This window comes from Micromonospora sp. Utrum1, from assembly GCF_057197805.1.
Genome location: NZ_CM170071.1, coordinates 354904 through 373649, shown reverse-complemented (window position 1 = coordinate 373649; position 18746 = coordinate 354904). Strand labels below are relative to the sequence as shown.

General features: G+C 74.7%; 15 protein-coding genes. 10 read left to right on the top strand and 5 right to left on the bottom strand.

The window, feature by feature from the left end; genetic code table 11:
• The first annotated feature begins 36 nt into the window (after nt 1–36).
• Nucleotides 37–465 (top strand): hypothetical protein, encoded by a 429-nt coding sequence (locus tag AC0OLQ_RS01795; RefSeq protein ID WP_151465805.1) that lies wholly within the window; start codon nt 37–39, stop codon nt 463–465.
• Between the two features lie 61 nt (nt 466–526).
• Here the strand turns inward: AC0OLQ_RS01795 and AC0OLQ_RS01790 are convergent, their stop codons facing one another.
• From AC0OLQ_RS01790 to dnaK, 5 genes are all read right to left on the bottom strand, one after another.
• A complete protein-coding gene (locus AC0OLQ_RS01790; RefSeq protein ID WP_484529933.1) occupies nt 527–736 on the bottom strand; it encodes a hypothetical protein in 210 nt (69 codons plus the stop codon).
• A 180-nt stretch (nt 737–916) separates the two neighbouring features.
• Nucleotides 917–1357, bottom strand: coding sequence for a heat shock protein transcriptional repressor HspR (locus AC0OLQ_RS01785; protein WP_357332112.1), 441 nt, complete (start codon nt 1355–1357; stop codon nt 917–919).
• Between the two features lie 31 nt (nt 1358–1388).
• Nucleotides 1389–2570: a molecular chaperone DnaJ gene (dnaJ, locus tag AC0OLQ_RS01780; protein ID WP_357332110.1), complete on the bottom strand. Its 1182-nt coding sequence runs from the start codon at nt 2568–2570 to the stop codon at nt 1389–1391.
• Nucleotides 2571–2649: 79 nt separating this feature from the next.
• The gene (gene grpE, locus AC0OLQ_RS01775; protein ID WP_484529932.1) at nt 2650–3399 is read right to left on the bottom strand and encodes a nucleotide exchange factor GrpE; all 750 of its coding nucleotides are present in this window, start codon (nt 3397–3399) and stop codon (nt 2650–2652) included.
• Between the two features lie 48 nt (nt 3400–3447).
• Nucleotides 3448–5304 (bottom strand): molecular chaperone DnaK, encoded by a 1857-nt coding sequence (gene dnaK, locus AC0OLQ_RS01770; protein WP_484529931.1) that lies wholly within the window; start codon nt 5302–5304, stop codon nt 3448–3450.
• 208 nt (nt 5305–5512) lie between these two features.
• Here dnaK and AC0OLQ_RS01765 point away from each other — a divergent pair, with 208 nt between their 5' ends.
• The 9 genes from AC0OLQ_RS01765 to AC0OLQ_RS01725 all read left to right on the top strand — a co-directional run bounded on the left by AC0OLQ_RS01765 (nt 5513) and on the right by AC0OLQ_RS01725 (nt 18696).
• A complete protein-coding gene (locus tag AC0OLQ_RS01765; RefSeq protein WP_484529930.1) occupies nt 5513–7351 on the top strand; it encodes an ABC transporter in 1839 nt (612 codons plus the stop codon).
• Between the two features lie 17 nt (nt 7352–7368).
• A complete protein-coding gene (locus AC0OLQ_RS01760) occupies nt 7369–9027 on the top strand; it encodes a GTPase (RefSeq protein WP_484532239.1) in 1659 nt (552 codons plus the stop codon).
• A 67-nt stretch (nt 9028–9094) separates the two neighbouring features.
• Nucleotides 9095–10315, top strand: coding sequence for a hypothetical protein (locus AC0OLQ_RS01755; RefSeq protein WP_484529929.1), 1221 nt, complete (start codon nt 9095–9097; stop codon nt 10313–10315).
• 32 nt (nt 10316–10347) lie between these two features.
• Nucleotides 10348–10989, top strand: a complete 642-nt coding sequence (locus tag AC0OLQ_RS01750; protein ID WP_484529928.1) for a hypothetical protein — start codon at nt 10348–10350, stop codon at nt 10987–10989.
• 615 nt (nt 10990–11604) lie between these two features.
• On the top strand, nt 11605–12783 hold the full coding sequence (gene pdhA, locus AC0OLQ_RS01745) for a pyruvate dehydrogenase (acetyl-transferring) E1 component subunit alpha (RefSeq protein ID WP_484529927.1): 1179 nt from the start codon (nt 11605–11607) through the stop codon (nt 12781–12783).
• Complete coding sequence (locus tag AC0OLQ_RS01740) at nt 12783–13772, top strand: alpha-ketoacid dehydrogenase subunit beta (protein ID WP_484529926.1); 990 nt, start codon at nt 12783–12785, stop codon at nt 13770–13772. Before pdhA ends, AC0OLQ_RS01740 begins: the two co-directional genes overlap by 1 nt.
• Before the next feature lie 5 nt (nt 13773–13777).
• Nucleotides 13778–15235: a dihydrolipoamide acetyltransferase family protein gene (locus tag AC0OLQ_RS01735; RefSeq protein ID WP_484532238.1), complete on the top strand. Its 1458-nt coding sequence runs from the start codon at nt 13778–13780 to the stop codon at nt 15233–15235.
• Nucleotides 15236–15457: 222 nt separating this feature from the next.
• The gene (locus tag AC0OLQ_RS01730) at nt 15458–15595 is read left to right on the top strand and encodes a hypothetical protein (protein WP_165823299.1); all 138 of its coding nucleotides are present in this window, start codon (nt 15458–15460) and stop codon (nt 15593–15595) included.
• A gap of 350 nt (nt 15596–15945) precedes the next feature.
• Complete coding sequence (locus tag AC0OLQ_RS01725; RefSeq protein WP_484529925.1) at nt 15946–18696, top strand: LppU/SCO3897 family protein; 2751 nt, start codon at nt 15946–15948, stop codon at nt 18694–18696.
• Nucleotides 18697–18746: the final 50 nt, after the last annotated feature.

The window sequence follows — 18746 nt, the reverse complement described above, 5'->3', positions numbered from 1 at the left end:
TCGGTGCCCCCGCCAGCGCAAGCGGAAGGTCGGCCGGTGAGCGTGCAGGAAGAGACGTTTCACGGCTTCGCCAACCCCGTTGACCCCTCGCCCGCCGAGCTGCGGTCGTGGGCCTACCAGCCCGACTCGGTCCCGCTGACCTCGATGCCCCCGGACTGGGACCTGCTGGTCGCCGGGGACCACCTGGTGCAGACGCTCTTCGACCTGGCCATGGACCCGGCCTGCCCGGCCCGCCGGTTCGCCCTGCACTGCCTCTACATCTACGCCGCCGACGGCATCCGGACGAACTTCCGGGCCCACCCGAAGCGCCGCTTCCGCAAGCTCGTCGAGCAGGCCGAGCGGGCCGGCGACGAACTGATGCGCAACTGGGCGCACAACAGCCGGGTGCTGCTCGCCCGGCCGGACCTCTTCGTCTACCGGGACTGGTGCGAGGGGGGCCTGGTGCGGGAGAACCGGCGGCTCTAGCTCTTGGAAGGCGAACGGGCCGGGACCCCCCGTGGGTCCCGGCCCGCACGTCGCGGATCGTTCAGCCGGTCGATCCGCCCTGCTTCCTGCGTCGCTCGTCGTCCCTGGCCCGGTCGATGCCGTGGTCCACCTGATCGCCGAAGCGACCTTCCTTGACCGTGTCGGTGAAGCCGCCCTTGGTGATCCGGTCGAATCGCTCCCGGACATTCTGGGCCACTTCCTCCAGCCGTTCCTCCGCCCGCTCCGCCACACTCTTCACCGATTCCGCCATGGCTCCCCCTGCCAGTTCGGAGTCCGAATCGAGTCGATCGGCCGCATTCACAGGCTAGCGAACCCGACCCCTCTCGGGCTTCGCTTCTCCCGAACCGCCGCGGTGGGAGAGCCCCTGGGACGTGCGAAGGCCGGCGCGGCCCGGGGTGGGCGCGCCGGCCTTCGGGTCGGCGGGGAGGGGTCAGCGGTCGGGGGTGCGGCGGGGGCGCCAGACGACGAGCGCGGTGGAGGTGCGGTTGGTGGGAACGAGGTCGCCGCGGGAGAAGCCGCCCAGCGACTCCAGCTCGGCGATCCGGCGGTACGCGGCGTCCAGCTCCGCCTCCAGCCGGGCCACCCGCTGCTGTGCCTCCTCCAGCAACCGTTCCAGATGGATGATCCGCTTGACCCCGGCCAGGTTGATCCCGTCGTCCTGGCTGAGCCGCTGCACCTCACGGAGCAGCACCACGTCCCGGACGCTGTACCGGCGACCGCCGCCGGCCGCCCGGCCGGCCTGCACCAGGCCCAGCCGGTCGTACTGGCGCAGGGTCTGCGGGTGCATCCCCGCCATCCGCGCCGCCACCGAGATCATCAGGACCTTGGCCTCGTAGGCAGGGTCACCCGAGCCGACGAACTCCTGCGACATCCCCGCTCACCTCCGCTGCCTCCTCACCCGGTCAACTGAATCGACGCACCCGCGCGTCGAGATGTTCCCGCGCGGCCGGCGGGGTCTGCTCCGCGAACGTCTCCAGCGCCGCCCGTGCCTCGTCCGACAATGTCGCGGGGACCACCACGTCGAGGGTGACCAGCAGGTCACCGGCGCGGCCGTCCCTGCGTACGACGCCCTTGCCCCGGGCGCGCAGCACCCGACCGCTGGGCGTACCCGGCGGCACCCGCAGGGTCACCGTGCCGTCCAGCGTCGGCACCCGCAGGTCGGTGCCGAGCACCGCCTCCGCGAACGTGACCGGCACGGTCAGGGTCAGGTCGTCCCCGGTGCGCCCGAACAGCTCGTCCGGGCGGACCTTCACGTGCACGAACAGGTCGCCCGCCGGGCCGCCCCGCTCGCCGGGCTCGCCCCGGCCGGCCAGCCGGATGCGCTGGCCGTCGGCCACTCCCGCCGGGAAGCGCACGTTCAGCGTGCGGGTCTTGGTGACCCCGCCGGTGCCCTGGCACTCCGGGCACTTCTCCTCGACGACGGTGCCCACGCCCTGGCAGTTGCGGCACGGCTCGGAGAAGCTGAACGACCCCTGGTTGCGGGTCGTCACCCCGGCGCCGTGGCAGACCGGGCAGGTCACCGGCTGGGTGCCGGGCTTCGCCCCGTTGCCGTGGCACGTCTCGCACACCCCGGGGGCGCGCAGCGTCAACGGCACGGTGACGCCGCGGACGGCGTCGGAGAAGTCGAGCGCCACCTCGGTCTCGACGTTCCGGCCCCGGGCCGGGCCACGCGCCCGGGTCGCCCCACCGGCACCCCCGCCGGTGAAGATCGAGCTGAACAGGTCGCCCAGGCCACCGCCGCCGAACCGGGCCTCGCCGCCGGCCGCCCCGCCGAACAGGTCGGAGACGTCGAACGGCATCCCGCCCGGCTGGCCCGCGCCGCGGGCGTTGCGCCGGAAGGCACCGGAGCCGAAGAGGGACCGCATCTCGTCGTACTCGCGGCGCTTCTTCTCGTCGCCGAGCACGGCGTACGCCTCGGAGACGGCCTTGAACCGCTCCTCCGCCTTCGGGTCACCGGGGTTGTGGTCCGGGTGCGATTCCCGAGCCAGCTTCCGGTACGACTTCTTGATCTCGTCCGAGGAGGCGGACTTCTCCACGCCCAGCGCGGCGTAGTAGTCCTTCTCGATCCAGTCCTTGGAACTCACCGGTCCACCCCCTTCCACGGGACGTACCCCGGTCGTCCCGCCCGCCCGGTGTGGGCGGGCGGGACGTCACGGGTCGGCACTACTCCGGTTCGGCGACCGCGACCAGGGCGGGCCGCAGCAGCCGTTCGCCGAGCTGGTAACCCCGGCGCATGACCTGCACGCAGGTCGGCTCGGTCACGTCGGCGGAGGTCTGGTGCGCCACCGCCTCGTGCCGGGTCGGGTCGAACGGGTCACCCTGCTCGCCGAACGCGGTCAGGCCGAACTTGCCCAGCGCGGCGGTGAGCTGTTCGGCCACGCTGCCGAACGGGCCCACCAGGTCGCCGTGCTCACGGGCCCGGTCCAGGTCGTCGAGGATCGGCAGCAGCGCGGTCAGCACCGTGCCGGTCGCCTGCTCCTGGACCAGGCTGCGATCCCGGTCGACCCGCTTGCGGTAGTTGGCGTACTCCGCCGACACCCGCTTGAGGTCGCGGGTCCGCTCGTCCAGCTCGGCCCGGAGCGACTCCGCCTCGGCGCCGAGCGGCGCGGTCGCGGCGGCCTCCTCGCTCGGCTCGGCCGGGGCGTCCACCACCGGCGGGCCGGAGACCGCGGCCTCGGCCTCGATCTCGTCGACCACGACCTCGGCCTCCTCGACCAGCCCCTCGGCGGGCGCGTCGGCCGCGGCGTCGGCGGCCGACGTGTCGGTCACCGCCTGCTCGGTGGTCTTGCTGATCTTGCGCTTGTCACGGATGACGACCCGCGGCTCCTCGCCGCCGCCCTGACCGGCGGTCGCGGAGCCACCCGGCGCCGACCCGGTGGAGCCCGGGTCGGCGGCTCGTGGCTTCTCCGTCATGCGGCTACCTCATCCCTCTGCGGTGCGAAACGTGTCCGGAACCGAAGGTCACTTCTTGTCCTCGTCCACGATCTCCGCGTCGACCACGTCGTCGCCGCCGCCGGCCTGGGCACCACCGGTCGCACCCGCGCCCGGCCCGGCCGCGCCCGGAGCACCCTGCTCGCCCTGCTGCTGCTGCGAGTAGAGCAGCGAACCGGCCTGCTGGGAGACCTGCGCCAGCTTCTCGTGCGCGGCCTTGATCTTGTCGATGTCCTGGCCGCCGAGCGCACTGCGCAGCTCGCCGAGGGCCTCGTTGAGCTGGTCGCGGTTCTCAGCGGGCAGCTTGTCGCCGCTCTCGGCGAGGAACTTCTCGGTCTGCCACTGGAGCGCCTCGGCGAGGTTGCGGGTCTCCGCCTCGTCACGCCGGCGCTTGTCCTCCTCGGCGTGCTCCTCGGCGTCCCGGCGCATCCGCTCGATGTCGTCCTTCGGCAGCGAGGAGCCGCCGGTGATCGTCATCTTCTGTTCCTTGCCGGTGCCCAGGTCCTTGGCGTGCACGTTGACGATGCCGTTGGCGTCGATGTCGAAGGTGACCTCGATCTGCGGCACGCCGCGCGGCGCCGGCGGGAGGCCGGTCAGCTCGAAGGTGCCGAGCTTCTTGTTGTAGGCCGCGATCTCCCTCTCGCCCTGGAACACCTGGATCAGCACCGACGGCTGGTTGTCGTCCGCCGTGGTGAAGACCTCGGAGCGCTTGGTCGGGATGGTGGTGTTGCGCTCGATCAGCTTGGTGAAGATGCCGCCCTTGGTCTCGATGCCCAGGCTCAGCGGGGTCACGTCGAGCAGCAGGACGTCCTTGACCTCACCCTTGAGCACACCGGCCTGGAGGGCGGCGCCGACGGCGACGACCTCGTCCGGGTTGACGCCCTTGTTGGGCTCCTTGCCGGTGAGCTGCTTGACCAGGTCGGTCACGGCCGGCATCCGGGTCGAGCCGCCGACCAGGATGACGTGGTCGACGTCCGACACCTTGATCCCGGCGTCCTTGACGGCCTGCTCGAACGGGCCCTTGCAGCGGTCCAGCAGGTCCTGCGTCATCCGCTGGAACTCGGCGCGGCTCAGGGTCACGTCGAGGTGCAGCGGGCCGGCCGAGCCGGCGGTGATGTACGGCAGGTTGATGTTGGTGGTGGTGGCGGCGGACAGCTCGATCTTGGCCTTCTCGGCCGCCTCCTTGAGCCGCTGCATGGCCATCTTGTCCTGGGAGAGGTCGATGCCGTGCTCGCCGCGGAAGGTCTTCACCAGGTGATCGATGATCCGCTGGTCCCAGTCGTCACCACCGAGGTGGTTGTCACCGCTGGTCGACTTCACCTCGATGACGCCCTCGGCCAGCTCCAGCAGCGAGACGTCGAAGGTGCCGCCACCCAGGTCGAAGACCAGGACGGTCTGCTCCTTGGAGCCCTTGTCGAGGCCGTACGCCAGCGCGGCCGCGGTCGGCTCGTTCACGATCCGCAGCACGTTGAAGCCGGCGATCTCACCGGCCTCCTTGGTGGCCTGCCGCTGGCCGTCGTTGAAATAGGCCGGCACGGTGATCACCGCGTCGGTGATCTGCTCACCCAGGTACGCCTCGGCGTCCCGCTTGAGCTTCATCAGCGTGCGGGCCGAGATCTCCTGCGGGGTGTACTTCTTGCCGTCGATGTCGACGGTCCAGTTGGTGCCGATCTCCCGCTTGACCGAGCGGATGGTCCGGTCCGGGTTGGTCACCGCCTGGCGCTTCGCGACCTCACCGACGAGCACCTCGCCGTTGCGGGCGAACGCGACGATCGAGGGCGTCGTCCGGGAGCCCTCCGCGTTGGCGATGACGGTGGGCTCACCGCCCTCGAGAACGCTGACGCAGGAGTTCGTCGTGCCGAGGTCGATGCCGACCGCACGTGCCATGTTCGCTTCCTCGCTTCGTAACGGTGAGCAGGTCAACGGGCCTGCCCGGCGGGTCGCCCGCAGCGACCGCACCATAAGTTGAGTGAACTTGACTCAATAGTGCCACGCGACCGGCAATCCGCAAGTCGAGGTTGAGCCGACCCGACGCAACCTGACCGTTATTACCGTCCGGTTGTCTTACCTTGCGTCGGTCGGGCACGCTTTAGCGGTGACGACGCACGGCGATCCCGCCACCCATGCCGGCGCGCCCGCCGTCGCAGCCCGCACCGGACCCGACGCCGGTCAGGATCCGCCCGCCGAGGCCGCGGCGGGTCTGCCCGCCGCGCTCACCGGCCTGCGGGCCGCGATCGGGGCGGCCGGGTTCCCGTTGGCCCTGCCCTCGGCCGAGCCGGCCCGGCGCACCGCCGCCGGCCTCACCGACCAGCTCGACGACTACCTGCTGCCCCGGCTGGCCCGCCTCGACGCCCCGCTCCTGGTGGTGGTCGGCGGCTCGACCGGGGCCGGCAAGTCGACGCTGGTCAACAGCCTGGTCCAGGCGCGGGTCAGCGCCGCCGGAGTGCTCCGCCCGACCACCCGCTCGCCCGTGCTGGTCTGCAACCCGGCCGACGCCGCCTGGTTCCGCCAGGGCGAGCTGCTGCCCGGCCTGACCCGGACCACCGAGCCGAGCGAGAACCCGGGCACCCTCCAGCTGGTCACCGCCCCGGCGCTCCCGGCCGGGCTGGCCTTCCTCGACGCGCCCGACATCGACTCGGTGGTCGACGCCAACCGGGCCCTGGCCGGGCAGCTGCTGGCCGCCGCCGACCTCTGGCTCTTCGTCACCACGGCCGCCCGCTACGCCGACGCCGTCCCGTGGGAGCTGCTACGCAGCGCCCGGGCCCGGGGCACGGCCGTCGCCATGGTCCTCGACCGGGTGCCCCCGGAGGCGGCGGACGAGATCGCCGCCCACCTGTCGGAGATGCTCGCCGCGCAGGACCTGGGCGCCGCGCCGCTGTTCGTCCTGCCGGAGACCTGGGTGGACGGGCAGGGGCTGCTCCCCGACAAGGTCACCGCCCCGCTGGCCGCCTGGTTCGCCCGGCTCGCCGGCGACGCCGAGGCCCGCTCGGCCGTGGTCCGGCAGACCCTCGACGGCGCGCTGGCCGCGCTGCACCCCACCGTGGACGCGCTGGCCGACGCCGCCGACGAGCAGGTGGCCGCCGCCGACGCGCTGGACGAGCGGGTCCGGGCGGCCTACCGGGGCGCGGAACGGACCGTCGACCAGGGCCTCAAGGACGGCCGGCTGCTCCGCGGCGAGGTGCTCGCCCGCTGGCAGGAGTTCGTCGGCACCGGCGAGTTCTTCCGCACCCTGGAGGCGCGGATCGGCCGGCTGCGCGACCGGGTGGTCGCCGCGGTCACCGGCCGTCCGGCCCCGGCCGCCGAGCTGCGCAACGCCATCGAGTCCCAACTGGTCACGCTCTTGCGCGGGGTGGCCGCGGAGGCGGCGGAGAACGCGTACACCGGGTGGAAGGCGCACCCGGCCGGGGCGGCGCTGCTCGAACCGGAGCTGGCGCACGCCTCGGCCGACCTGCCCGAGCGCGCCGAGCGGCTGGTCCGCGACTGGCAGCGGGGCGTGCTGGAGCTGGTCCGGGAAGAGGGTGGCGACCGCCGCTTCGTGGCCCGCACCGCCGCGTACGCGGTCAACGCCACCGGGCTGGCCGTCATGATCGCGGTCTTCGCGGCCACCGCGTTCATCCCGACCGGGCTGGAGGTCGCCACCGGCGCCGGCACCACGGTCGCCGCGCAGGCGGTGCTCCAGGCCATCTTCGGCGACCAGGCGGTCCGCAACCTGGCCAGCAAGGCCCGGGTGGACCTGCTGAACCGAATCGGCGCGCTGCTGACGGAGGAGGCCGACCGGTTCCTCGCCCGCACCGCCGAGGCGCGCCCGGCCGCCGAGGCCGGCGCCGCCCTGCGCCGGGCGGCCGGCGAGGTGGAGAAGGCCCGGCACCGCGCCGGCCTCTCCGGTACGCCGGGCCCGGCGTTGCCCGCCGCCGACCAGGGCGGGCGCGCGTGAGCAACATCGTCGGCCGGATGCGGGAGGCTTTCCGCGGCGGGCAGCGGGTCGATCCCGACGTCCTGATCGCCCGCCTCCAGGCGGTCCAGCGCTTCCTCGGCGCGGTCGACGGCCAGGTGCCCGACGCCCAGCTGGTCGCCGCGCACACCGTGGTCGAACGGGCCGGCACCCGGCTCGCCCTCTCCGGCCACCACACCGTGGTCGCGCTGGCCGGGGCGACCGGCAGCGGCAAGTCGAGCCTGTTCAACGCCCTCGCCCGGCTGGACCTCTCCCCGGTCGGCGTCCGCCGACCGACCACCGGGGTGGCGCATGCCTGCGTCTGGGGGCAGCTGGACGGCGCGTCCCGACTGCTCGACTGGATCGGCGTGCTGCCCCGGCACCGGTTCGTCCGGGAAAGCCCGCTGGACGGCGACGACGAGTCCGCCCTGCACGGCCTGGTCCTGCTGGATCTGCCCGACTTCGACTCGGTGCAGCGGGGCCACCGGCTGGAGGTGGACCGGCTGCTCGGCCTGGTCGACCTGGTGGTCTGGGTGGTCGACCCGCAGAAGTACGCCGACCGGGTGATCCACACCAGCTACCTGCGCGAGTTCCACCGGCACAAGGACGTGACCGTGGTGGTGCTCAACCAGGCCGACCGGCTGCCCCCGGCCGAGCTGCCCCGGGTCCTCGGCGACCTGCGCCGGCTGCTCGACGCCGACGGGTTGGAGGGGGTGCCGCTGCTACCCACGGTGGCGGTGGACCCGGCCGGGCTGGACGGGCTCCGCGCCGAGCTGGAGCGTACGGTCGCCGAGCGGCAGGCCGCCCTGCGCCGGCTGTCCGGCGACGTCGACGCCGTGGTGGCCGGGCTCGAACCGCTGGTCGGGCCGGAGCCGCCGCGTACCGGGCCGGGTGACGCCTCGGCACGGGAGCTCACCACGGCGCTGGCCGGCGCGGCCGGGGTGCCGACGGTGGCCGAGGCGGTCGAGGGCGCGTACCGGCACCGGGCCGTCGGCAGCACCGGCTGGCCGCTGGTCCGGGGCTGGCGGAAGCTGCGGCCGGACCCGCTGCGCCGGCTGCACCTGCCGGGCGGGGGCGCCGACGCGCCGGCGGAGAGCCTGGTCGCGGCCACCTCCGTACCCGATCCCACCGCCGCGCAGCGCTCGGCGCTCAACCTGGCCATCCGCGCGGTGGCCGACCGCTCCGCCGCCGAGCTGCCGGCGCCCTGGCCGGCCGCGGTGACCGCCGCGGCCCGGTCCCGGCTGGCCGACCTGCCCGACGCGCTGGACCACGCGGTGGCCGCCACCGACCTGGGCATGGACCGGCGGCCGACCTGGTGGCGGGTGGTCGGCGCGCTCCAGTGGCTGGTCACCCTGGCGGCGCTGGCGGGGCTGGCGTGGCTGGTGCTGGGCTACGCGCTGCGCATCCTCGGTCTGCCCGCCCTGGATTACCCGGAGCTCGGCGAGGTGCCCTGGCCCACCGTGCTGCTGCTCGGCGGCCTGCTGGCCGGGCTGCTGATCGCGGCGCTGACCCGGCCGGTGATCCGGTGGGCGGCGCGGCGCGCCCGGCGCCGGGCCGAGCAGCGGCTGCTCACCTCGGTGGGCAGCGTCGGCGAGAAGTACGTGCTGAACCCGGTCTGGGCGGTGCTGGCCCGCTACGCCGAGGCCCGCGAGGCGCTGCGGGAGGCGGCCCGGGGCTGAGTCCCGGCGCGGAATGCCCGGCGTGCTGACCGGTGTCGGGGCGGGCCGGGCGGCGTAGGGTCGGTGCATGGCCACGCCACAGACCCCCTACGAGGCGGTGCTGCACGCCGCTCGCGACGTGACGAGGCTCGACTCCGCCCTGGACGCGGAGATGCTCGGCGCCGCGCTGCTGGGCAGCGTCTACGCCGTTGCCGAGACCGACCGGGAGAACGCCGTCCGCGAGTTCGTGGCCGGCTTCCTCACCGCCACCTCGCGCCGCCGCAGCGCGGCCGCCACCACCATCCGCGCCGTCTTCGCCGCCCTGGTGCCGGACGCGGCGGGCGCCACCCGGGTCCGCCCCGGCGCGTACGCCCCAGCCTGGGCCGGCCAGCTCGGCCGGGTGCACCTCACCGGCGCCTGGTCGTACGGCGACGTGTTCGGCGACCAGACCTCCTACCTGGCCACCTTCGCCTACGACGACGACGAGGGCGGGGCGGAGCACGCCCTGGTGGCCCTCGTCGACCACAACATCGGGATCACCAAGGACGTGTTCGTGGGCGGCCCGGCCGCCCGGATCGTCGAGCAGGCCCGGGAGATCTGCACCGAGGACGAGTTCACCTGGTTCCGCACCGAGGACCCGGCCCGGATGCGTGCCGAGGTGAGCCGCCACCTGGCGGTTACCGACGACCTGGGCGAGCTGCCCGCGCAGGGTTCACTGGCCACCGACCGGGCGCTGGTGGGCGCCCGGCTGGGCGTGCTGCCCGCGCCGGCCCCGGCGGCGACGGCCGACGTCCCGCCGCTCACCGACGAGGCGCGGACCCGGCTGATCCGGGCCTTCCTCGCCTCGCCCGAGGCGGTCCGGTTCGGCCTGGACCGGGTGGCCGACGGGGAGCTGGCCTCGCTGCACTTCTGCCTGGGGCTGCTGCTGGACCACGCGGCGAGCTTCCCGGACGCCGACCCGATGCGGTGGAGCCCGACCGTCGCCGAGCTGTTCCTGCTCGACTGGGTGCACCGCCGGGCCGTGCTGGACATGGACGACGCGGCCATGCTGCCCCGGGTGCTGCGCGGCTGGGCGGCGTACGCGGCCCGCCAGCGGGGTCTGCCGGCGGCGGCCGCCGCCCGCACCGACGGGGCGATCGAGGAGATGATCCCCGAGTTCGCCCGGCTCTACAGCACCGGCGAGCGGCGCAGCCCGGCCACGGCCGCGGTCGCCCAGCTCATGGCGGACGGCGTCGACCCCGACGATCCGGCCGCCCTGGACGCCTGGATCGAGGCGAACCGGCACCGCCTGAGCGACGAGCAGGCCTAACCCGCCCGCCGGTGAGGTCCTACCGGCGGGCGGTGGCCGACGCCGTAGCGCTCGGGTGCGGGTCGTGGCGCGGGCGCGGGCGCGGGCGCGGGCGCGGGCTGAGCGTCGGCGTGGGCGGCTCCGACGGCGTCCCGGTGGGTGACGGCGTGCCGCCCGGCGGCGCGGTCGTCGGGTCCGGTTCGTCGGTCGGCGACGGCTCGGTGGTCGGCCTCGGCCCGGTGGTGGGCTCGGACCAGGTGTCGGTGGGCTCTGCGGTCGGGCTCGGGGTCGGCTCCGGGGTGGCCGGGTCGGACGGGGACGGTGACGGCGAGGGCGGCGACGGACGCGGCGGACCGACCGGTCTGGTCCGGGTGGGCGCGGGTGCGGGCACCGGCCGGGGGGCGGCCGGGCGGGACCGGTGCCGGGAGCCGAGGTCGCTGTCGTCGGGCAGGGCCGGCGCCGCGGGCGGCATGGTGGTGGCCCCCGGGCCGGGAAGGGGCGTCCGGGTGGGCGGCACCGGGGACTGGGTCCCCTCGGGCAGCGGGATCACGACCGGGCCGACCGAGGGGGTCGGGATGAACGGGGTGCTGCTGTCCGGCAGGGCGCTGTTCCCCACGGTGGCCGACCCGGTGCTGATCGCGGCGAGGATCGGCATGGAGGCGGTGCCGGCCAGCAGCGCGACGGTGAACAGGTAGCCCCGGCTCGGGCCGCCGAGGCCGTGCGCGCGGTGCGCGCCGACCACCCGTCGGTAGGCCGATCGCGGCACCGCCCGGTGCTGGCCGAGGAACGGGGAACCCGGAGGACCCTCTGACGGCTCGGACACCGGCACACTCCTCGTACGCGTGGACAGGGCGGGATCCCGGTGGAAACTAAACGGACAAATGCCGCAGAGGAATCCTGCATCAGCTTGAACCAGTGACAGTCAGTTCACCAGCCGCCACAGCGTGTCGACACACACATTGTCCGTCCTCCGAGGACGACTCACCAGACAAATGCGTCTATCCGTCGTGAACGAGACGGAACGTCACCGGTGGAGGAGGCCATACTGTGGGCCCGCTCACCTCCTCTGCAATCATTCAGGCACGACGGCAACGCAGCCGCCACCTCCGCGCACCCCGCGGCTGGTGCGGTACGGCGCCGGCGCTCCCGGGTCGGGCTCCTCACGGGACCCGGCTCACGCCGCGCGGCAACCCTCACCGGGGCTAGGCGCGGCCGCCAGGGACCGACCCGGCACCAGCCGGATCGGGCGCACGATGTGCGCGGCACGGGTCACCCCCCGGCGCCGGCGCAGACCAGACAGGGAGAGACGGATGGCAAAGGGCGACCCCGGGGCCGCCACCCGCAGCAGGCGGGCGGCACCCCGTACCAAGCGCGCCGCCGCCACGGGCGAACCGGAGCTCGTGCAACTGCTCACGCCCGACGGCGAGCGGATCGAGAGCGCGCTCGGCCCCGACGGGACCGAGTACCGCGTCGACTTCACCGACGAGGAGTACCGCGGGCTCTACCGCGACCTCGTGCTGGTCCGGAAGCTCGACGCCGAGGCCACGGCGCTCCAGCGCCAGGGCGAGCTGGGCCTCTGGGCCAGCCTGCTGGGCCAGGAGGCGGCGCAGGTCGGCTCCGGCCGGGCGCTGCGCACGCAGGACATGGCCTTCCCGACCTACCGGGAGCACGGCGTCCTCTACTGCCGGGGCATCGACCCGATCATGCCGCTCGGCCTGTTCCGCGGCGTCGACCAGGGCGGCTGGGACCCGAACGAGTTCAAGTTCAACATGTACACGATCGTCATCGGGGCGCAGACCCTGCACGCGACCGGGTACGCCATGGGTGTCGCCATGGACGGCAAGACCGGCGGCGACGACGGCGAGGCGGTGATCGCCTACTTCGGTGACGGCGCCACCAGCCAGGGCGACGTCAACGAGGCGTTCGTCTGGGCCAGCGTCTTCAACGCCCCGCTGGTGTTCTTCTGCCAGAACAACCAGTACGCCATCTCGGAGCCGCTGGAGCGCCAGACCCGCGTCCCGCTCTACCAGCGGGCCGGCGGCTTCGGCTTCCCCGGCGTGCGGGTGGACGGCAACGACGTGCTGGCGTCGTACGCGGTGACCCGGCACGCGCTGGACAACGCGCGGCACGGCCAGGGCCCGAGCCTGATCGAGGCGTACACCTACCGGATGGGCGCCCACACCACCTCGGACGACCCGACCCGCTACCGGATCGCCAGTGAGGTCGAGGCCTGGCAGGCCAAGGACCCGATCGCCCGGATGAAGGCGTTCCTGACCAAGCAGCAGATCGTCGACGAGTCGTTCTTCGCCGAGGTCGACGAGCAGGCCCGCGCCGAGTCGGTGCACCTGCGGGAGCGCGTGCTCGCCATGCCCGACCCGGAGCCGGTGACCATGTTCGACCACGTCTACCCCAACGGGTCCCCGGAGCTCGACGAGCAGCGGGTTCAGTTCACGAAGTACATGGAGTCGTTCGAGGGGAGCGCCCACTGATGGCCACGGAGACGCTCACCCTCGGCAAGGCCCTCAACGCCGGCCTGCGCAAGGCGCTGGAGAACGACCCGAAGGTCGTCATCATGGGCGAGGACGTCGGCAAGCTCGGCGGCGTCTTCCGGATCACCGACGGCCTGCAGAAGGACTTCGGCGACCAGCGGGTGATCGACACCCCGCTCGCCGAGTCCGGCATCATCGGCACCGCGGTCGGCCTGGCCATCCGCGGCTTCCGGCCGGTCTGCGAGATCCAGTTCGACGGCTTCGTCTACCCGGCGTACGACCAGATCGTGTCGCAGGTGGCGAAGATGCACTACCGCTCGCAGGGCAAGGTGCGGATCCCGATGGTGATCCGGATCCCGTACGGCGGTGGCATCGGCGCGGTCGAGCACCACTCGGAGTCACCCGAGGCGTACTTCGCGCACACCGCCGGCCTGAAGGTCGTCAGCTGCGCGAACCCGCAGGACGGCTACTCGATGATCCAGCAGGCCATCGCCTCCGACGACCCGATCGTCTTCCTGGAGCCGAAGCGGCGCTACTGGGAGAAGGGCCCGGTCGAGCTGGACGCCCCGCTCGCCGAGGCGTACCCGCTGCACGCCGCCCGGGTCGCCCGGCCGGGCACCGACGCCACCGTGCTGGCGTACGGCCCGATGGTGCGCACCGCCCTGGACGCGGCCACCGCCGCCGCCGAGGACGGCCGGGAGCTGGAGGTCATCGACCTGCGCACGCTTTCCCCGCTCGACCTGACCGCCGCGTACGAGTCGGTGAAGCGCACCGGCCGCTGCGTGGTCGTCCACGAGGCCCCGGGCAACCTGGGCCTCGGGTCGGAGATCGCCGCCCGGGTCACCGAGGAGTGCTTCTACTCCCTGGAGTCCCCGGTGCTGCGGGTCACCGGCTTCGACACCCCCTACCCGGCCGCCCGGGTGGAGGAGGAGTACCTGCCCGACCTCGACCGGGTGCTCGACGCCGTCGACCGCACCTTCGGCTGGTGAGCGGCATGTCACGGATCAAGGAGTTCAACCTCCCCGACCTGGGCGAGGGCCTGACCGAGGGCGAGATCCTCGCCTGGCTGGTCAAGGTGGGCGACGACATCGAGCTGAACCAGCCGATCGTCGAGGTGGAGACGGCCAAGGCGGCGGTCGAGATCCCGGCGAAGTGGGCCGGCCGGGTGCAGGCGATCTTCCACCCGGAGGGCGCCACGGTCGAGGTCGGCAGCCCGATCATCGCGATCGACACCGACCCGAACGCCGGGCCGATCGAGCAGTCGACGACCGGTGCGCCGGCCGCCGACCTGCCCACCCCGTCGGCGGCCTCGCTGGCCGCCGTCGAGGTCGCACCCGAGGAGGGCATGGTCGAGCCGGGCCTGATCGGCGGCGTGGCGCCGGGCGGGCGTACCGCCGTGCTGGTCGGCTACGGCCCGCGGAACGCGCCGGCCAAGCGCCGCCCGCGCAAGGGCGGCGTCCCGGTCCAGGCCGCGGCGGCCCCGGCCGCTCCGGTCCAGCCCGCCCCGGCGCCGGCCCCGGCGCCGCCCGCGCCTTCGGTGAACGGCAGCGGCCGGGCGACCGGCCCGGTGCTGGCCAAGCCGCCGGTCCGCAAGCTCGCCAAGGACCTCGGCGTCGACCTCGCCGCGCTGACCGGCTCGGGCCCGCTGGGCTCGATCACCCGGGAGGACGTAGAGCGGGCGGCGGCGGCCCCGGCGGCGGCCGAGCCGCTGACGGTCGCGGCGCAGGCCCCGGCCGCCGCGAGCTTCGGCGCCGACCGCGAGCAGCGCATCCCGGTCAAGGGGGTACGCAAGCTCACCGCGGAGAACATGTCCCGCTCGGCGTTCACCGCCCCGCACGTCACGGAGTTCCTGACCGTCGACGTGACCCGGGCGATGAAGGCGCTGGACCGGCTCCGCGAGCGGCGCGAGTGGCGGGACGTGCGGGTCTCGCCGCTGCTGCTGGTCGCCAAGGCGGTGCTGCTGGCGGTCAGGCGCCACCCGATGGTCAACTCGACCTGGGCCGGCGAGGAGATCGTGGTCAAGGACTACGTGAACCTGGGCATCGCGGCGGCCACCGAGCGTGGCCTCATCGTGCCGAACATCAAGGACGCCGGCCGGCTCTCGCTGCGCGAGCTGGCGGACGCGATGACCGATCTCGTCCAGACGGCCAAGGCGGGGAAGACCTCGCCGGCCGACATGACCGGCGGCACGCTGACCATCACCAACGTCGGCGTCTTCGGCGTCGACACGGGCACCCCGATCCTGCCCCCGGGCGAGTCCGCGATCCTCGCCTTCGGCGCGGTCCGGGAGCAGCCGTGGGTGCACAAGGGCAAGGTCAAGCCGCGCCTGGTCACCACCCTGGGTCTCTCCTTCGACCACCGGATCATCGACGGTGAGCTCGGGTCGAAGTTCCTCCGCGACATCGGGGACTTCCTGGCCGATCCGGAGGCGGCGCTGCTCGCCTGGACCTGACGGTCCATCGCATCAGGCCACGGCCGGTGTGCCAGGGGTGAACGCCCGGCACACCGGCCGTTGCCGTTGGCGGATGAAACCTCGGCTCGGAACGGCCGTTGACCTACGATCCGTAGGTACGTGGTTCAGCTCACCTAATAATCGATGGAAGTTGGGGGCGTTCTGCGGTTGAATAGAGACATCAAGGGGCTGACAACCGAATAGCCAGGAGGAGAGACCCAGATGAGCATGATCGAGCGAATCCGCAACCGCCGCGACGCCAACCGCCGCGCCCGTGCCATCGAGCACGCGCTGCGTTCCGCCAACTCGCCCGCGGTCCGCGAGGAGCTTCTCGCCATCGCCCAGCGTCACATGAGCTGACGCTCCCCTACTTTCCTCACCTCCTCCAGTTCGAAGACCCGCCCGGGGCGTACCGGGCGGGTCTTCGGCGTTTCAGGTCGATTGACACCGGGATTCCACCTCGCCGCACCGCCCGGTACGGTGGGTCTCGGTCGCCAACCGGCCGCCCCCGGACCGATCGCCTCGAGAGCAACCGATCGATATCGTCCGGTGACGGCCAGTGACGGCCGGTGCTCCCCCGGGCGCCTCCGGGCGGCCACCGGATACGGTGCGGGGAGCCCGCACGGCCGGTACCCGCCGGCGACGCCGGCAGCCATGCCGACGGTCCCGATCGGCATCGGCGGCCGACATGTGATGGAGGAGGCGCACCCATGACGTCCGAGGCCCCGCACCGCCCTGGCCAGGAGCCGGGCGAGGTGCCGCCGGGCGCCGGCGGACCGGTGCCGTACGGCGACCGCCCGGCGCAGCAGGACAACGGGTACGGCGCGCCCGACCTCGGCTGGGCCCCGCCCCCGCCGGCCGGTCGGCCCGCCCAGCCGGCCCCCGCCTGGGCCGCGACGGACGACCAGCCCCCCGCCTGGACACCGCCGGGCGGCCAGCCCGCCGCCGGCCGGGCCACCGCCCAGGTGCCCCCGCCGGCCGAGCCGGGCGGCTGGGGCGCCGCCCCGCAGCCGACCTGGGCCGCTCCCGAGCAACCGGGTCCGGCCTGGGGCGCACCCGACCAGGGAGCACCCGCCTGGGGCGGGCCCGAGCAGGCCGGCACCCACCGCACCGCCGAGTCGGGGCCGCCCGCCTGGGCCGCCGCCGCGCCGGGCAACCCCACCGAGCCGAACCCGCCGGCCTGGCCGAACGAGCAGGGCGCACCCGCCTGGGGCGCCGCCCCGGCCCCGTCCGGCGAGCAGCCGGCCTGGGCGCAGGGCGGCGAGCCGGGCACCCGGGGCGCCGCGCACGTGCCCGCGCCCGCCACCGTGCCGAACGAGTCGTGGGCCACCCCGGCCGGGCAGGACGACCCGAACCGGTCCGGCGGGTGGAACCCGGCGACCGGGCAGCAGGACGACGATCCGGGCCGCTCCGGCGGCTGGCGCGCGGCGCAGGAGGACAACTCCGGCGGCTGGGCCGTCGGCGCCGCCGCCCAGCAGCAGGACGGCCAGCCCGCCTGGGGCCAGCAGGGCGAGCAGGCCGGCCCCGGCTGGTCGCCGGCCGAGCCGACCGCCCGCGCCGCCGCGAAGGTCTCCGTCCCGGGCGCCGTCCGGCCCGAGAGCGCCTGGCCCGCCCAGGAGGATCAGGGCCGCGCGGGCAACTGGGAGAACGGCCCGGCCACCGGCCGGGACGACGACCCGGACCGCTCCGGCGGCTGGGCCGCGGGGCGCTCCGCCGGCGCCGCCGAGGCGCCGCAGCCGTCCGCCTGGGGCGCCCCGGAAGAGCAGCGTCCGGCCGGCGCGTGGAACGGCGCCGCGGCGGTGCCGCAGCAGCGCGAGCCGGAGCGGCCGGCGGACGAGCCGGGGCAGCCCGGCTGGGGTTCCGCCGCCGCACCCGCGCCGGCCGAAGCGCCCGCGCGGGCCAGCGCATCCGTCCCGTCCCCCGACTCGCCGCCCGCCTGGGCCGGCAACCAGGACAGCCCGGGCCAGTGGACCCGCGAGCGTCCGGGCATCCCGGAGGCCGAGCCGTGGGCGCCGGGCCAGGCGTGGGGCCGGGCCGCGGAGGCCCAGCCCGAGCAGTCCGCCTCGCCGGGCTGGGAGCCGGCCCGCGCCGAGGCCGGGTCGAGCTACCAGCCGGCGCCGGGGCCGGGGATCTCCCCGGCCAACGCGGTGCCGCTGCCGCCCCAGGAGCAGCGGGTGCCGGGCGCCGCCCTGGCCGCCGCCCCGCCCGCCGACTACGCGTCGTTCGAGCCGGCCGACCGGAACCCGCAGGCGTACGAGCCGGAGCAGGCCGCCGACGCCGGCTGGGGCACGCCCGCCCCGGCGCACGAGGAACCGCAGTCGCCGGCCGGGCCGGTGGTCCCCGGGCCGCGTACCTCGCCGGAGGCCGGTGCCGTCTCGGCCAGCGCCTCGGTGCCGATGGCCAGCCGGGTCACGCCCCCCGACGACCAGCCGCTGCCCACGACCGGCGTACCGGCCCCGCAGCCGCGGGTCTACGGCCGGCCCGCCCGTCCGGAGCCGGAGGAGGCGCCCGGGCAGGACGGCCCGAACGGCTTCCCCGAGCCGGGCCCGCAGTTCCGGGCGAACGAGGCGGACCGCCCGCACGGGTACGCCGACGCGCCCCCGGTGCACTCGGCCCCGCCGTCCTCGCCCGCCGGTCCGCCGCCGTTCCCGCCCGGCATGCCGTCCTTCGTGGACCCGCCCGCCAACAACCGGCCGGCCAACGGGGTGCACCCGCACAACGGCGAGCGCCCGGGCGGGCCGCGCGACCCCTTCGGGGCCCCCGGCGGGCCGCACGACCCGTTCGGCGCTCCCGGCGGGCACCAGGACCAGTTCGGCGCTCCCGGCGGGCACCAGGACCAGTTCAGCGCTCCCGGGGGGCACCAGGACCAGTTCGGTCCGCCGAACGGCCACCACGACCCGTTCGGCGGCCCGGCGGGCGTGCCCGGCGACCCGTTCGGGGGGCCGGGCGGCGGCCGCGCCTCGGTCGGCGTACCCGGGCAGGGGCCGATGGGCGAGCCGGGCGGCTTCCCGCCCGCCTTCCCGCCGCCGCCCCAGCAGGCCCCTCCGGGCTGGCCGCAGGCGAGCCCGGGCGGCGACCCGAACCAGGGCCGCTTCGAGGCGTTCAAGCCGGACGCCGAGCCGAAGACCGAGGCGCCCACGCCGAAGGTGCGCAACGGCCGCGTGCTGGCCATGGTGCTGATCGCCGCGGTGCTCATCCTCGCCGTGCCGCTCGGCCTGCTCACCCTGCTCGGCAAGATCGGTGGGGACGACAAGCCGGCGGGCTTCGACCCGGCGGTGGGCTCCTGCGTCAAGCAGTCCGACGCGACCGCGGTGGCGGCCGACTGCGGCGAGCCGGGTGCGTTCACCGTGGTGTCGAGGGTCGACAGCAGAGACAAGTGCGCCGACCCGGCACAGCCCCAGGTGGTCCTTCCCGGCGACGGGACCAACCGGGTGCTCTGCCTCAAGCCGGCCGGCCAGTAGCAACTGCCACGACGGCGGGGCCACGGGGATCCGTGGCCCCGCCGTCGTCG

Excerpts from the sequence above, each read along its gene's own strand:
- AC0OLQ_RS01790 (WP_484529933.1), bottom strand. The coding sequence starts at position 736 with ATGGCGGAATCGGTGAAGAGTGTGGCGGAGCGGGCGGAGGAACGGCTG.
- AC0OLQ_RS01785 (WP_357332112.1), bottom strand. The coding sequence starts at position 1,357 with ATGTCGCAGGAGTTCGTCGGCTCGGGTGACCCTGCCTACGAGGCCAAG.
- grpE (WP_484529932.1), bottom strand. The coding sequence starts at position 3,399 with ATGACGGAGAAGCCACGAGCCGCCGACCCGGGCTCCACCGGGTCGGCG.
- dnaK (WP_484529931.1), bottom strand. The coding sequence starts at position 5,304 with ATGGCACGTGCGGTCGGCATCGACCTCGGCACGACGAACTCCTGCGTC.
- AC0OLQ_RS01760 (WP_484532239.1), top strand. The coding sequence starts at position 7,369 with ATGCGGGAGGCTTTCCGCGGCGGGCAGCGGGTCGATCCCGACGTCCTG.
- AC0OLQ_RS01755 (WP_484529929.1), top strand. The coding sequence starts at position 9,095 with ATGGCCACGCCACAGACCCCCTACGAGGCGGTGCTGCACGCCGCTCGC.
- pdhA (WP_484529927.1), top strand. The coding sequence starts at position 11,605 with ATGGCAAAGGGCGACCCCGGGGCCGCCACCCGCAGCAGGCGGGCGGCA.
- AC0OLQ_RS01740 (WP_484529926.1), top strand. The coding sequence starts at position 12,783 with ATGGCCACGGAGACGCTCACCCTCGGCAAGGCCCTCAACGCCGGCCTG.
- AC0OLQ_RS01735 (WP_484532238.1), top strand. The coding sequence starts at position 13,778 with ATGTCACGGATCAAGGAGTTCAACCTCCCCGACCTGGGCGAGGGCCTG.
- AC0OLQ_RS01730 (WP_165823299.1), top strand. The coding sequence starts at position 15,458 with ATGAGCATGATCGAGCGAATCCGCAACCGCCGCGACGCCAACCGCCGC.
- AC0OLQ_RS01725 (WP_484529925.1), top strand. The coding sequence starts at position 15,946 with ATGACGTCCGAGGCCCCGCACCGCCCTGGCCAGGAGCCGGGCGAGGTG.